A 14,959-nucleotide genomic window follows, 5' to 3' on the forward strand; every position below is an offset into this window, starting at 1 on the left:
GTCGACGCGATAGCTACCCCACCTGTCACTTCCAGCTTGCCTCTTGTTGATTTCAATCTGTGTTTATCTGTGTTCATCTGTGGACAAATAGGTTTTTCAGGAATCGCCCGCAATCCACGAAGGCTTGCGCTTTTCGAGGAAGGCATTGAGACCTTCCTGACCTTCGCGCGAGACGCGCAGGGCCGCGATCAGTTCGGAGGTGCGGCGGTCGGTTTCGGCCTCGTCGTGCTGACCGCTGGCAATCCTGTGGATCAGTTCCTTGCAGTGTGCCTGGGCGTGTGGGCCGCCGGCGAGCAGCAGATCGACCAGGTCGGCCACGTGGCCGTCGAGCTGGCCGTTGGGTACGGTGTCGCTGACAAGTCCGATGCGTACAGCGCGTTCGGCATCGATGCGTTCACCGGTCAGCATGTAGTGGCGGGCGTTGTTGACGCCGATGCGCGGAATCACAAACGGCGCGATGGTCGCCGGCGCCAGGCCCAGACGCACTTCGGTCAGGCCGAACTTGGCGGTTTCCAGCGCCACGGCCAGGTCGCAGCAGGCGATCAGCCCGACGCCGCCGCCGAAGGCGTGACCATTGACCCGAGCAATGGTCGGGCAGGGCAGCTGGTCGAGTTTGCGCAGCATGGCCGCCAGGCGCCGGGCGTCGTTGCGGTTTTCGTTCTCGGAAGCCTCGGCCATGGCGCGCATCCAGTTCAGATCGGCCCCGGCAGAGAAGGAATGACCTTCACCGGTGAGGATCATCGCCCGCGCGCCGTCGCTGGCGACCTTGTCGAAGGTCTCCGAAAGATCGGCCACCAGCTCGGCGTTGAAGGCATTGTGCACGTCGGGCCGATTGAGCGTCACCGTGGCCACGCCGCGGTCGTCGATGTCGAGTTTCAATAGTTCAGTCATGGCGGGTACTTGATTCAAAAAATGAATTGTCCACAGATGAACACAGATGAACACGGATAAAGAAAGAAATTGGAAACGGGCGCGTAAACGAATAGTCGATAGCGACCCGAAGCGAGGCTCCTGGCGCGTCTCTCGTTCTTTAATCTGTGTTTATCTGTGTTCATCTGTGGATAGTTGATTTCTTACATCCGGAAGACGCCGAAGCGTTCTCGTTCGATCGGCGCGTTGGCCGAAGCGGCGATGGCCAGGCCAAGGACGCGGCGAGTGTCGACCGGGTCGATGATGCCGTCGTCCCAGAGTCTGGCCGTGGCGTAATACGGGTGACCCTGCTGTTCATACTGGTCACGAATCGGTGCCTTGAACTTTTCTTCCTCGGCTTCCGGCCACTCCTCGTCGCGCGCTTCCAGCGCATCGCGCTTGACGGTGGCGAGTACGCTGGCGGCCTGGTCGCCGCCCATTACTGAGATGCGGGCGTTCGGCCACATCCACAAAAATCGCGGCTGGTAAGCGCGGCCGCACATGGCGTAATTGCCGGCGCCGAAGGAGCCGCCAATGACGACCGTGAACTTGGGCACGTGCGAGCAGGCCACTGCGGTGACCATCTTGGCCCCGTCGCGGGCGATGCCCGACTGCTCGTACTTCTTGCCGACCATGAAGCCGGTGATGTTTTGCAAAAAAACCAGCGGGATGTTGCGCTGATTGCACAGCTCGATAAAGTGCGCACCCTTCAGCGCCGACTCGGAGAACAGGATGCCGTTGTTGGCGACAATGCCGACCTTGTAGCCGTGAATGGCGGCGAAGCCGCAAATCAGTGTCGTGCCGTAGCGGGCCTTGAATTCCGTGAACTCCGAGCCGTCGACGATGCGCGCGATGATCTCGCGTACCTCGAAGGGGTAGCGGGTGTCGTCGGGCAGGATGCCGTAGATGTCATCGGCGGGATACGCTGGCTCGCTTGGGTCCTCGCTGGGCCCGAAGGCCGGTTCGGGGCGATTGAGGTTGCCGACCAGCTCGCGCGCGGTGGCCACCGCATGGGTGTCGTTTTCGGCGAAATGGTCGGCCACGCCGGACAGGCGCGTGTGTACGTCTGCACCCCCCAGTGTTTCGGCGTCGACCTCCTCACCGGTGGCGGCCTTGACCAGCGGCGGGCCGCCGAGAAAGATCGTGCCCTGCTCCTTGACGATGATCGCCTCGTCGCACATCGCCGGCACGTAGGCGCCGCCGGCAGTGCAAGAGCCCATCACCACGGCGATCTGCGGGATATTCCTGGCCGACAGCCGGGCCTGATTGTAAAAAATGCGACCGAAGTGGTCGCGATCCGGGAAAACCTCGTCCTGCAGCGGCAGAAAGGCGCCGCCGGAGTCGACCAGGTAGATGCAGGGCAGGTGGTTTTCCAGGGCGATCTCCTGGGCGCGCAGGTGCTTCTTGACCGTGATCGGGTAGTAGGTGCCGCCCTTCACCGTGGCGTCGTTGGCCACGACCATGCACTCGACGCCGTTGACGCGCCCCACGCCGGCAATCACGCCCGCGCCGGGCGCGGCATCTTCGTACATGCCGTTGGCCGCCAGCGGCGCGACCTCCAGGAACGGACTGCCGGGGTCGAGCAGGGTGCGCACGCGCTCGCGTGGCAGCAGCTTGCCGCGGCCCTCGTGCTTTTCGCGCGACTTCTCTGGCCCGCCCAGTGCGGTCTGCTCGAGCTTTTCCCGCAATTCAGCGGCGAGATTTCGATGGTGCTCGTCGCGCGCGACGAAATCCGCATCCTTGCGGTTGACGTGGCTGTCCAGGCGGGGCATGGGCGCTCCGGTTGGTCAAAGGCAGTAATTGTAGCGTGTTGGTTGGCTGGTTGGCTGGTTGGCTGGTTGGCTGGTTGGCTGGTTGGCTGGTTGGCTGGTTGGCTGGTTGGCTGGTTCGGCTGGTTCGGCTGTGGGCGGGAATCCTGAAGCCTGAAAACTGGTTGCTCCGGCCTCTCGGGGGCGGTTATAATGCCGGGCTTAATGAAATCTGGCGACTGGGGCTTTTGCACAAAGCCCGGCCTGGGGTCCGCCCAGGGGGTTTTCTGGAAAAGCCCGGTCGCCCTACCGAACTGTTTCAGGAGTAGTTTGAAAATGACTCTGACCGCTGAAGAAAAGAGCCAGGTTGTCAAGGAACACCAGCTCGCCGAGGGTGATACGGGTTCCCCGGAAGTTCAGGTTGCGCTATTGACTGCGCGCATCCAGGATCTGACCGGGCACTTCGAGAATCACAAGAAGGACCATCACTCCCGTCGGGGGCTGCTCAAGCTCGTCAATCAGCGCCGTTCGCTGCTGGACTACGTCAAGAAGAAGGACATCCAGCGCTATCGAAACCTGATCGAGCGCCTTGGCCTGCGCCGTTAAAGCGCGGTTTCTGCCCGATTGAAAACGACACCCCGGCGGCCCATGAGCTGATCCGGGGTGTTTTCTATTGCAAGTGCAAAGTGGAGTGAGTGAAGTGGATAAGTTCAGCAAGACGTTCAAATTCGGCGAGCACGACGTGACGCTCGAAACCGGGCACGTCGCACGCCAGGCCGATGGTGCCGTGCTGGTGACCATGGCCGATACCGTGGTCCTTGTGACTGCCGTGGTGCGCAAGGAAGCCAAGCCGGGTCAGCACTTTTTCCCGCTGACCGTCAATTACCAGGAAAAGTATTATTCCGCCGGCCGCATTCCGGGCGGCTTCTTCAAGCGCGAAGGGCGTCCGACCGAGAAGGACACCCTGACCTCGCGCCTGATCGACCGACCCATTCGTCCGCTGTTCCCCAAGGGCTTTCTCAACGAAGCCCAGGTCATCGCGACCGTGATGTCGTCCAATCCCGAAGTGGATGCCGACATCCCCGCCATGATCGGCGCTTCGGCGGCGCTGTCGCTGTCCGGCGCGCCGTTCCAGGGCCCGATCGGTGGTGCCCGGGTCGGTTTCATCAACAACGAGTACGTGGTCAACCCGACCACCACCCAGCTCGAAGAGTCGAGCCTGAACCTGGTGGTTGCCGGTACCGCCGATGCCGTGCTGATGGTTGAATCCGAGGCCGACCAGCTCTCCGAAGAGCAGATGCTCGGTGCAGTGACCTTCGGTCACGAGCAGATGCAGGTGGCCATCAAGGCGATCGAGGAGCTTACGGCCGAGGCTGGCAAGCCCAAGTGGGACTGGCAGGCGCCTGAAGCGCCGGAAGGGCTCGAAGACAAGGTCAAGAGCGCCATCGGCGACGGTCTGGAGAAAGCCTATGACCTGACCGACAAGCCGCAGCGCCGCGACGCCATCTCCGAAGTCAAGAACCGCGTTATCGAGCAGCTCTGCAGTGACGATGACGAGAATGCGCTGAGCAGCGACGACGTCTCCGACGCCTTCGCCGGTATCGAGAAGAAGCTGGTGCGGGAGCGCATCCTGGCCGGCCAGAACCGGATCGACGGTCGTGACCTGACCACCGTGCGTCCGCTCGACATGCAAGTCAGCGTCTTCCCGCGTACCCACGGTTCGGCCATCTTCACCCGCGGCGAGACCCAGGCCATGTGCGTCGTCACGCTGGGGACCGGCCGCGACGCGCAGATCATCGATGCCATCGAGGGCGAGTACAAGGAGCAGTTCATGCTCCACTACAACTTCCCCCCGTTCTGCGTCGGCGAGACCAGCTTCATGCTCGGCCCGAAGCGTCGCGAGATTGGCCACGGCAAGCTGGCCAAACGTGCTCTAGCCGCCGTCGTTCCGAAGGGTGAGGAATTCCCCTACGTCCTGCGCATCGTCTCGGAAGTGACCGAATCCAACGGTTCGAGCTCCATGGCGACTGTTTGTGGTTCGTCACTGGCGATGATGGATGCCGGGGTGCCGATCAAGGCACCGGTCGCCGGTATCGCTATGGGCCTGATCAAGGACGGCGATCGTTTTGCCGTGCTCACCGACATTCTCGGCGACGAAGATCACCTCGGCGACATGGATTTCAAGGTGGCCGGATCCGCCGACGGCATTACTGCCCTGCAGATGGACATCAAGATCACCGGCATCACCAGGGAGATCATGGAAGTCGCCCTCAAGCAGGCCAATGCCGGCCGCGGTCATATCCTCGAGCAGATGAACCAGGTCATCGGCAAGCCGCGCGAGGAAATGAGCGAGTACGCACCGCGCCTGTTCACCATGAAGGTGCATCCGGACAAGATCCGCGACGTGATCGGCAAGGGCGGCTCGACCATCCGCCAGATCACCGAGGAGACCGGTACCACCATCGACATCCAGGACGACGGCACGGTCACCATTGCCTCCGTCAACCAGGCAGCCGCCGACGAGGCGCGCCGCATGATCGAACAGATCACCGCTGATGTCGAAGTGGGGACGGTCTACGAAGGCACGGTCACCAAGATCATGAACTTCGGTGCGTTCGTGACCATCCTGCCCGGCAAGGACGGCCTGGTGCACATCTCGCAGATCTCCGACGAGCGTGTCGAGAACGTCACCGACGAACTCCATGAAGGCCAGAAGGTCAAGGTCAAGGTGCTCGAGGTTGACAAGCAGGGCCGCATCCGTCTGAGCATGAAGGCGCTCAAGGAAGAAGAAGCGCAGTCCTGATCGAAAATCGGCGGCTGCCCGGACTCCGGGCAGTCGCAATCGAGAAGAACGACGTATGGAACTGCTGATTCCCGTCTCTCCCGGTGAGCTGCTCGACAAGCTCGCCATCCTCGAGATCAAGCTCGAGCGCATCGACGATGCGGCCAAGCGGGCCTATATCGAACGCGAGCATGCGTTGCTTTCGCAGGTCTGGAAGCAGGCCGGTGTTGACGACGAGGTCGTTGCTGAATTTCGCCTGGCATTGCGGCGCGTCAACGAGGCGCTTTGGGACATCGAGAATGCCATCCGCAGCCACGAAAGCCGGAGCGATTTCGGCGAGGATTTCGTCCAGCTGGCGCGCTCGGTCTACATTCGCAACGACGAACGGGCCGCGATCAAGAAGCGCATCAACGAAGCGCTGGGCTCGGATATCCGCGAAGAAAAGTCCTACTCCAGCTATCGCTAGACGGCCGTGTAGTGCACGAACATTCTGTGCAGTTTTCACGATTCAGCGTTAGAATTGTCGGTCTGACTCTCGGCAGGGGCATAGCGATGCTGCGCAAACTGATACTTTCGGTCCTATTGGCGACCGGCCTGATCACGGTTTCGGCTGCCCAGGTCGAGCCGGACGAGGAATCCCGCTCCGGAGCGGGTACGACCACGTTTCATTTCATTGGTGACCGCTATCGCATCGGCATCGGGCTCGACAGCGAGTTCGACGTCATTGGCGAGTTCCAGGCGGCCCTGTACGAGTCGCAGCGTTCCAGCTTCATTGGCGACGGCTGGCTCGGCACTGAGGGTGCCGGCGGGATCAAGCTCAACTATCACTGGCTGGTCAACGAATCCTCCGAGGAAGGCCCGGACGGCCCGGTCTATACCGACGGCAATGTCGCCAAGCTGTTCATCGCCGCCGACCAGAACCAGTTCGAGGACCGCAAGCTGACCTTTGGCGCCGGCTGGGAAGGCCGCAACTGGGCCTTCTCCGGCTACGGTATGGCGGCCCTGTCCGATGAACGAATGGTCGATCGTACGATTTCGATCGAGGATCGGCTGGTTTCCGGAGAGATCAACGGTCGCGATTTCACGCGTGTCGATGCCATCGAGACCGTCACCGAGTGGTTTGAAGAGCCCTACGAAAGGGGCTTGGGCCTGCGCGCCGAACGCTTTTTCGAAGACCCCCTGATTCGCCTGCGAGGCGGTCTGGACTATGAGGAAGGTGATTTCAGCTCGTCGCAATTGACGGCCTCGCTATCGCTGGACAAGCGCTTTCACAATTCGCCGCACGGTTTGAGTTTCCGCACCAGCTATGCGCACAAGGACGGTGATTTCGTCATCGACGACAACGATTTGCGTGGCAGCGTGGTTTACAGCTTCAGCTTCGGCGGAGCGAGCAGTTCCTTCCGTCCCGCTCGTCAGTATCGCGATGTCGAAGTCGAAGTGCCCGGCGAACCACGTACGGAGGAGCGCGTCACGGTCAATGAAGTGACGCTGACCGATCGCACGACTTTCGATTTCGACAAATCGGTGCTCAAGCCTGCTGCCGAGAATACGCTCGATGAAATCCTGGCCGTAATCGACGATGCCGGCCTGGTGGGCGACATCCAGATCGTGGGACACACCTGCGATATCGGCACCGAGGAATATAACCAGGGTCTGAGCGAGCGGCGCGCTCGCTCGGTGGTCGACTACCTGACTGCCCGCGGCGTCGAATCCGGGCAGATCGACTGGCGGGGCGAAGGCGAGACCGAGCCACGCTTCCCCAACGACAGCGAAGAGAATCGCAGCCGCAATCGCCGTGTTGAGATCAGCTTCGTGACCGAGCGCACCAGCACTCAAACGGTGACCGTCGGGCCGGACGAGCCGGCCACCGAACTCCGTCAGGTCGAAGTGCCGGTCGAGGCGCCCTGGATTCGGCGCGCGCTGCGCAACCCGGTCCGACACAAGCGCATAGTGGATTACTATCGCTACCAGGAGAGCACGACCAGCGTGACCGAGGGCGAGATCGAGTTCGCTAACGAGGCACCGCAGGCCACTGACGATCAGTTCAGCGTCGAAGTTGACTCGATCGACAATGCGCTCGATGTGCTCGCCAACGACAGCGATGCCGATGGCGATACGCTCACGATCGTGTCGGTGGGTGAACCAGGCAATGGCCAGGTAACTGTCAGCGGAGGCCAACTGCTGTACACGCCGGATGAAGGCTTCATCGGCAGTGACAGCTTCAGCTACACCATCGACGACGGCTTTGGCGGCCAGGCAAGTGCCAACGTCAGCGTCACCGTGGAGTCTCCCAATCAGCCGCCCGTTGTCGGCGACCTGAGCGTTTCGACCCAGCGCAATCAGCCCATCGATATCGACGTGCTGGCCGAAGCCAGCGACCCCGACGGTGATGCGTTGAGCATTGCCGGCTTCGCGCAGCCGAGTAACGGCACCGTGACGGAGTCGGGTGGCGTGTTGCGATACCAGCCGGAAGCCGAGTTCTTCGGCAGCGACAGTTTTTCATTCACCGTCAGCGACGGGCGCGGTGGCGAGGCTTCGGGCACGGTGAGCATCGAGGTGGTGTTCGCCAACCGTGCGCCGGTCGCCAATCCCGACGAAGCAACCACCACGGTGGGCGAGGCCGTGACGGTCGATGTACTGGCCAACGACTTCGATCCGGATGGCGATCCGCTGGAAATCATCGAGGTCGTTCAGTGGTATGGCGTGCCGGCCGACTACACGATCAACGAGGACGGCACGATTACCTTCCGAATCACCGATTCCTGCAACGGGCGCAACCGCTTCCGCTACACCATCAGCGACCCGCACGGGGCCACGGCAACGGCCAACGTCTCGGTCGATCGGGTGGCAGAGGGCGAGTCGAGCGAAGGTGCCGGGACTGAGTGCGTCGGCTGGTGATCAGAGAACAGCTGCTAGCCGTTCGATAACCATGTCCGGGGTGATCAGGTCCATCACCCCGGGTTTTTCGATGCGCTTGCCCCAGCGCAGCTTTTCCGGGGGCTTTCCGGCGAGTTGCTGAGCGGCCTCTGCGAAGCGGTCCACGGTATGGGCCAGGCTGTCGAGCGGGCCGCTGCGGCGGGCCCAGGTTGCGGCATAGAGCCCGACCACGGGCGTGCCCATGGCATCGGCGAAGTGGGCCGGACCCGAGTCGGGCGAGATGACGCAGGCCGCACGCTCGAACATCGCCAGCGCCTGTTTGAGCGTGTCCTGCCCGACCAGGTTGATCGGGCGCTGACGCATCCGCGTCTCGATTGCTTCGGCCAGCATCCGCTCCGTCCCGGACGGTCCGCCCATCAGAATCACCGGTCGGCCAGTCTTCTCGATGACCCAGTCGGCGACCTCGGCATAGCCCGCCGCGTGCCAGTTGCGTCGGACGTGGCTGGAGGCCGGGCTGATGATCACGGCTTGTCCGGCTTCCGGTTGATGATGCCGGGCAAACTCTCGCGCCTGATCGGGAACCGGCAGCCGCCGATCGACATTCCCGACATCGGCCCCCAGGTGACGGGCGAATTCAAGATAGGCGCGGGTCTGGTGCTGAAAGGGCACGGCGGCGATGCGTTCGTTGATGACCAGACCGTGACCGGGCCGCGAACGCGGCCGGTCGTAACCGACGCGGCGCCCGGCCCGGACGAGCATGGACGCCAGTGCGGCGCGCTGTGAAGTCTGGGTCAGCAGCAGGACATCGAAGCAGCGTCCCTTCACCTGGTTCTTCAGCGCCGGGAAGCCCCGCAAACGGCCGTGCTTGTCGAATACAATGAACTCCACCCCGGGCAGGTCGTGAACCAGTCGGTGTTCGGAGCGCCCGATCACCCAGGTCAGCCGGGTCTCGGGCCAGGTCTGTGTCAGCGCTCGAGCCAGCGGGACGGTGTTGCATACGTCACCCAGCGCCGACAGGCGCAACAGGCAGATGGAGCGGGGACGTTCGTAGCGGCTCGTTTCGGGCACAACAGGAATCCGGAATACCGAGGGCAGAGAAGAAAAATGCCGGAAGCGCAACTGCAAGCGGGCGCCACCCGTATTCTATACGACCCCTCGGTGCTCGATGTCATCAGTCCGGAATGGCTGGCGCCCGATTTCTGGCGCCAGCGTGATGCCGTGTTGGCCGAGTTCGGCGGCCGTGGCCAGGCGCTGGCCGTGAGCACCGCCGCCGGTCCGGCCGTCCTGCGCCGCTACCTGCGCGGCGGGCAGATCGCCCGCATCAGCCGCGATCGCTACCTGTTCACCGGCTATCAGCGCAGCCGCGGCTTTCGCGAGTGGCGCGTCCTCGAACGCCTGCATCAACAGGGCCTGCCCGTGCCGCGGCCGCTCATGGTTGGCTGCGAGCGCCTCGGCCTGACCGCGCGGGCGGCACTGCTGACCCGCCTGATCGAGGGCGCACACAGCCTGGGCGAGATCGGCAATGATCTCGATGCCGGCGATTGGCAGCGCCTGGGCGAGACCCTTGCACGTTTTTTCCGGGCCGGGGTGGTGCATGCCGATCTCAATGCCCACAACCTGTTGATCGACGCACACGGCCAGTGGTTCGTGATCGACTTCGACCGAGCCCGCATTCGCCCGGGACCGGTCAGACCTGATCGCATGCTGGCCCGGCTCGAGCGCTCACTCGACAAGCTCGGAATCGCCGGTCATCGGAGGGAACTGAGTCAGGGCTGAAGCGCTTCTCGCGCTCGTTCCAGGACGGAGTCGGCACTAAAGGCGTTTTCCTTCCAGGTGCCTGCCGGCTTGCCGGTCAGCAGTTCCAGCGCTTCGCCGATGCCGGCCACGCCATAGACATGGAACTGGTCGTTGGTGCAGGCCTTGACGACCGATTTGTCGAGCGCCAGCCGGTTCTGGTTGGCAGCCGGGATGATCACGCCCTGCTTGCCGGTGAGGCCGACATGCTTGCAGGCCTCGAAGAAGCCCTCGACGCGCTCATTGACGTGATCGACGCCAATCACCTGGCCGCGCGCGTCAAGTGCGCCGATGACGGCGATATCCTGGCGCATCGACAGCCCGGCAAGCGTCGCGACCAGCCCGCAGGCCTGGCCCAGGAGTGTGGCATCGAGGTCCTCGGCATCGATGTCGGCAGCGATCGAAAGGGTGGCCTGGATCGATGGTACGCCGGAAAGCTGCAGCATCTCTCCCAGCAGCGGCAGCAGGAACTGGCGTGGCTGGTCGGAACGAGCGCCGTATTCCAGTGATAGCTTTGCGGATTGGGATTTCACCAGGGCCATGCTCAGGCGTGTCGGCACACCGAAGTACAGGTCGGACTGGCGCTGGCTCACCACCAGATTGACTTGCCCGGCCGAACGGCCCCGCAGCCGGATGCGCTCGGAGTCGATATCGTCGTGCAACCGGTTCAGCCACTGAACACCGGCACGGCGGCGGATGTGCTCGAACGCTGAATCCACGTGATCGCGGCTGATTTCCCGGCTGTTGTCACGACCGGCGATGAAGCCAGCTTCGCGGACTACATCCGTCAACTGGCCAACCCGGGTGGTGAGCCGCTGCGTTCGGTCGGCCAGGCGGTGGCTGACCTCCAGCATGGCCGCGAGTCCCGGTCGGGTCAGCGGAGGAAGCGATTGCTCCTGGACCATGCTGGCCATGAATCGACAGGTCTGCTCCATGCTCTCGGCATCGCGGGGGATGGTCAGCTCGAGGTCAGCCAGCAGTCGGAATCGGCGCGTGAACTCGGGTGTGATCGCTTCGAGGCGGCGATAGGCAGCCTGGTCGCCGATCAGGATGACGCCGACATCGACCGGCACGGATTCGGGGCGGAGCGACTGTGAGGAATGGCTCGCGTCGGTGATCGGAGAAGTGATCGCGACCTCGCCAGCCCTGAGGATACGCAGCAGCTGGCGAAAGGCTTCCGGCTCGTTGACCAGATCTTCGGCATCAAGAACGAGGAAGCCGCCGTCGGCCTGGATGAGTGCGCCCGAGCGGATTCCCCGATACGAAGCGACGGCACGGTCGCCGCTGCGCCAGGTCGGATCGACGGTTCCGAAGAGATTCGCCGGCGTGACCGTATTGGTCGTGATCAGGGGCAGGTCTTCGTCGTCGCCCCCCATATTGAGAACGTTGACGCCATAGAGGACGGTCGGGTCGGCGAGCTGGCTGGTTTCGTGCCCGATGCGCTTTTCCAGCACGTCGTCGATGATTTCGCGCAGGTAAGCATCGATGCCCGGCGCCTTGAATCGTTCGGATATTTCGCTGGTCATGTCGCCCAGGATGCGCGCGGTTTCGGCAACATCAATCTGTTCGATATGCTGCTGGGCCTGCTGCCATTTCTTGCGGATCTGGCGGGCAATTTTCTGCAGCTCATCTTCGAATGTGGCGATCCGGGCCTCGATCTTCTTGCGGTCGGCTTCGGTGGCCTGCTTGCGCGCGACCATATTGCGGAATTCTTCCTGGGAGACCGGTTTTCCCATGAGTTTGATCGACACCTGTAGCCGCGCATTGGGCCCCGCCTGGCTTCGCACCAGGGCCAGGCCTTCGGCGTCGAGCTTGCTTTCGAGCGGGCGCAGCAGGGCGCGGATGTCGCGCTCGGCCGTCTCGCGTCGGGCTTCCCGACGCGACCGGATCGGGTCATTGGCGAGAATCTCGGGCAGGCGCTCGCGTATGAACAAGGCCATGCGATGCATCTGTCGCTGGAACGAGCGGCCTTCGCCGCGCGGCAGTGTGATCAGATGCGGGCGGTCGGGGTTGGAGAAGTTGTGAACGAAACAGAAGTCGCGAAACTGACGGGCTTTCGGCTTGAGTGATCCGAACTGGCTCTCGACCAGGCGTTCGCGGCCGCTCCCACGCGGTCCGCGTACGAACACGTGCTGATTGTGGCCTGGATGCGTGATGCCGTAGCGCAGCGCGTCAGCGGCCGATTCCTGGCCCAGCGTGCCTTCGAGGACCGGCAGATCGCGAGTTGAATCGGCGGGCAGCTTTTCTATTTCGGGCTGCCAGCGCAGTCGTTCGGGGGCGATTGCATGTCGAGCCATTTCTTTTCCTTCTGAATCGATTAAGCCGGTCCGTCCCCTTTCGGCCCGTCTATCGAAGATACATCATTCGGCCGGTAGCGTGCGGCGGGATTGCCGAGCCGCCCTGCTGGCAAATGCCAGCCAGGCTTCGGCGACTTCGCGCGGGCGTTCCAGCATGGGCAGGTGCCCTGTTTCAGGCAACAGCAGCGTCTGATTGTCGGCCAGCCGTTCGGCCAGAATGTCCAGGCCATCGGGATGCAGCACCTGGTCCACTTGTCCCCAGACAATCAGGGTCGGGACGTCGAGCCCGTCGGCCAGCTCTTCGAGCGGTGTGGACTCGAAGCGGATGCTGTCGAAGATGCGCTGGGCGCGAACCGCGTGGCGGCCGGCGCGGTCTGCGAGTACTCGCGCCAGGGGTAGGGGGATCCAGGGGGGGCGGATGAAGCAGTAGTCCATCAGTTGACCGAATTCCTTGCGATTGCGGACCACGAGGGCGTTGTGTCCGCCCTCGAAGACCACCTGAAACAATGGCGAGAGCGGCGTGGTTTGCAGGCCGCCCGGTGCCAGCAGCCACTGCGCACGAACGCGTTCGGGCACCCGGCGCGCCAGCGCACAGGCCAGGTAGCCGCCCATGGAACTGCCGCCGAGGTAGAAGTTGTGGATGCCCATCTCGTCGAGCAGGGCGAGTAACCGCTCAGCCTGCTGCTCGATGCGGAAGTCGAGTTCCCCTTCGAAACGGGTTTGGCCGAAGCCGGGCAGGTCGGGGGCAATGATCCGGAAATGCCCATCGAGAAATCGGGCGATGCGGGTAAAGTGATAGCCATCGCCATTGAAGCCATGCAAGAGGATCAGGGGTTCTCCGTGCCCGCCCTCCAGCACGTGCCAGTCGATACCGGCCGCTTGTACCCGGTGCCGACGCAGCCGTCCGTGACGGCGCTCCAGCAGGAGAAACAGCCGGGCCAGCGGCCCGGGCCAGAGCCACCAGAACACGATCGCGCCGACGACGAGGGCGGCGGCAAGCGGTAGCAGCCAGGCGGTCATGGCGGTTTCGATCTCCCGGTACAACAGTCCCTGGACGAGCATACCCGATCATTCAGGAGATTTCCGATGGTCGCCCGGACCACTACAATGGCGCCCATTCCGACTCGACACGACACGCGCATGCCCTTTCTCGTCCTTGCCATGGTGCTGGTGGTCGCCAGTGCCAATTACCTGGTGCAGTTTCCGGTCAACGACTGGTTGACCTGGGGTGCGCTGACTTATCCGTTGTCCTATTTCGTGACCGATCTGACCAATCGTCGCTTCGGAAGCGGCGCGGCTCGCCGCGTGGTTTACGTTGGTTTCGCCCTGGCGGTGGTGGCCTCGGTCTGGCTGGCCAGCCCGAGGATCGCCCTGGCCTCGGGTGCGGCCTTCCTGGTCTCGCAGCTGATGGATGTCGCCATTTTTGATCGCCTGCGTGGGCGTGCCTGGTGGCAGCCGCCCTTGTTCTCCAGCGTGCTGGGTTCGCTGGTCGACACGGCCCTGTTTTTTGCCCTGGCCTTCTGGGGCACGAGCATGCCGTGGGTGACTCTGGCCATCGGCGATTACGGCGTCAAGGTAGCGATCGCGCTGGCGCTGCTGCTTCCCTGGCGCGTGGTCGCCCGACGTGGGTGAGTTCTTTTCGGTCGCCTGTGCCGCGTGCTGGGCGCTGGCGGTGGTGCTGTTCCGCCGTTCGGGCGAGACCCTGCCGGCCTTCGAGCTCAATCTCTTCAAGAACCTGCTTGCGACCGGGCTGATGGTGCCGACCATCTTGCTGGTCGATGGCCTCGCCTGGCCCGGATACTCGCCGCTGGAATGGTTGATCGTCATGCTTTCGGGTGTGGTCGGCATTGCCGTGGCCGATACCTGGTACCTGCGTGCGCTCAACCTGATGGGCGCTTCGCGCACTGGCGTGGTGGCGAGCCTTTACTCCCCCTTCGTCATCCTGCTCTCGATCCTGTTTCTGGGCGAGATGCTGATCTGGTGGCAATACTTCGGTTTCCTGCTGGTGCTTGCCGGCATCCTGCTGGTGACCTGGCGCCAGAACCGCCGTGACGTGTCCCTGCGCGCGATCCGTCTGGGCGTTGCCTTCGGCGCCGGGGCCGTGTTGCTGATGGCCTGCGGTATCGTCATGGTCAAGCCGGTGCTGGAAACGCAGTCGTTCATGTGGACCATGGGTGTGCGCCTGGCCGCCGGCGCAACCGGCATGCTGTTGTTCATGCACGTCACCCGTGGCTGGGAGCGCGTTGCGCGTCACTACCGTTCGCCCCAGCCCTGGGGCATGATCGTCGTCGGCAGTCTGCTGGGCAGTTACCTGTCGATGATGCTGTGGCTGGCCGGCTACAAGCTGACTCAGGCTTCCGTGGCCTCGGTGCTCAACGAGACCGCGGCCGCCTTCATCGTGCTGTTCGCCTGGTTGTTCCTGAAGGAGGACATGAACTGGCGCCGGGTGGCCGGGATCGCGATGACCTTCTCGGGCGTGGGGGTGATGGTGGCGTTTTGAAAGAAGGGTTCAGGTTTCGGGGTTCAGGGTTCAGGAAAACGCCGCGTAGGTC

General features: G+C 63.2%; 12 protein-coding genes. 7 read left to right on the forward strand and 5 right to left on the reverse strand.

Translation table 11 applies throughout. From position 1 onward, the window contains the following. Positions 1-96: 96 nt before the first annotated feature. Entirely contained in the window at positions 97-891 is a 795-nt protein-coding gene (locus G4Y73_RS03705; RefSeq protein ID WP_164229547.1) for an enoyl-CoA hydratase-related protein, read from the reverse strand. Positions 892-1,073: 182 nt separating this feature from the next. Beyond that, positions 1,074-2,681, reverse strand: coding sequence for a carboxyl transferase domain-containing protein (locus G4Y73_RS03710; protein WP_164229549.1), 1,608 nt, complete (start codon positions 2,679-2,681; stop codon positions 1,074-1,076). Positions 2,682-2,993: 312 nt separating this feature from the next. Here G4Y73_RS03710 and rpsO point away from each other — a divergent pair, with 312 nt between their 5' ends. From rpsO to G4Y73_RS03735, 4 genes are all read left to right on the forward strand, one after another. After that, a complete protein-coding gene (gene rpsO / locus G4Y73_RS03720) occupies positions 2,994-3,263 on the forward strand; it encodes a 30S ribosomal protein S15 (protein WP_164229551.1) in 270 nt (89 codons plus the stop codon). Between the two features lie 94 nt (positions 3,264-3,357). After that, the gene (gene pnp, locus G4Y73_RS03725) at positions 3,358-5,460 is read left to right on the forward strand and encodes a polyribonucleotide nucleotidyltransferase (protein ID WP_164229553.1); all 2,103 of its coding nucleotides are present in this window, start codon (positions 3,358-3,360) and stop codon (positions 5,458-5,460) included. Between the two features lie 55 nt (positions 5,461-5,515). Further along, positions 5,516-5,905 carry a DUF6165 family protein gene (locus G4Y73_RS03730; protein WP_164229555.1) on the forward strand — a complete coding sequence of 130 codons (390 nt, stop codon included), beginning with the start codon at positions 5,516-5,518 and terminating at the stop codon, positions 5,903-5,905. Positions 5,906-5,991: 86 nt separating this feature from the next. Further along, on the forward strand, positions 5,992-8,337 hold the full coding sequence (locus G4Y73_RS03735) for an Ig-like domain-containing protein (protein WP_164229557.1): 2,346 nt from the start codon (positions 5,992-5,994) through the stop codon (positions 8,335-8,337). On the opposite strand, the gene G4Y73_RS03740 is transcribed toward G4Y73_RS03735, so the two are convergent. After that, positions 8,338-9,384: a glycosyltransferase family 9 protein gene (locus G4Y73_RS03740; RefSeq protein ID WP_164229559.1), complete on the reverse strand. Its 1,047-nt coding sequence runs from the start codon at positions 9,382-9,384 to the stop codon at positions 8,338-8,340. Between the two features lie 36 nt (positions 9,385-9,420). Here G4Y73_RS03740 and G4Y73_RS03745 point away from each other — a divergent pair, with 36 nt between their 5' ends. Then, a complete protein-coding gene (locus G4Y73_RS03745; protein ID WP_164229561.1) occupies positions 9,421-10,092 on the forward strand; it encodes a 3-deoxy-D-manno-octulosonic acid kinase in 672 nt (223 codons plus the stop codon). Here G4Y73_RS03745 and G4Y73_RS03750 read toward each other — a convergent pair. Both G4Y73_RS03750 and G4Y73_RS03755 read right to left on the reverse strand, forming a co-directional pair. Then, a complete protein-coding gene (locus G4Y73_RS03750) occupies positions 10,083-12,407 on the reverse strand; it encodes an ATP-binding protein (RefSeq protein ID WP_164229563.1) in 2,325 nt (774 codons plus the stop codon). The two genes, G4Y73_RS03745 and G4Y73_RS03750, sit on opposite strands and share 10 nt — an antisense overlap. 63 nt (positions 12,408-12,470) lie before the next feature. Next, positions 12,471-13,469, reverse strand: coding sequence for an alpha/beta hydrolase (locus G4Y73_RS03755; protein ID WP_164229565.1), 999 nt, complete (start codon positions 13,467-13,469; stop codon positions 12,471-12,473). 78 nt (positions 13,470-13,547) lie between these two features. Here G4Y73_RS03755 and G4Y73_RS03760 point away from each other — a divergent pair, with 78 nt between their 5' ends. Next, the gene (locus G4Y73_RS03760) at positions 13,548-14,039 is read left to right on the forward strand and encodes a queuosine precursor transporter (protein WP_164229568.1); all 492 of its coding nucleotides are present in this window, start codon (positions 13,548-13,550) and stop codon (positions 14,037-14,039) included. Further along, entirely contained in the window at positions 14,032-14,907 is an 876-nt protein-coding gene (locus G4Y73_RS03765) for a DMT family transporter (RefSeq protein WP_164229570.1), read from the forward strand. Before G4Y73_RS03760 ends, G4Y73_RS03765 begins: the two co-directional genes overlap by 8 nt. Positions 14,908-14,959: the final 52 nt, after the last annotated feature.

The sequence above is a fragment of the Wenzhouxiangella sp. XN201 genome (assembly GCF_011008905.1).
Classification (GTDB): Bacteria; Pseudomonadota; Gammaproteobacteria; order Xanthomonadales; family Wenzhouxiangellaceae; genus Wenzhouxiangella.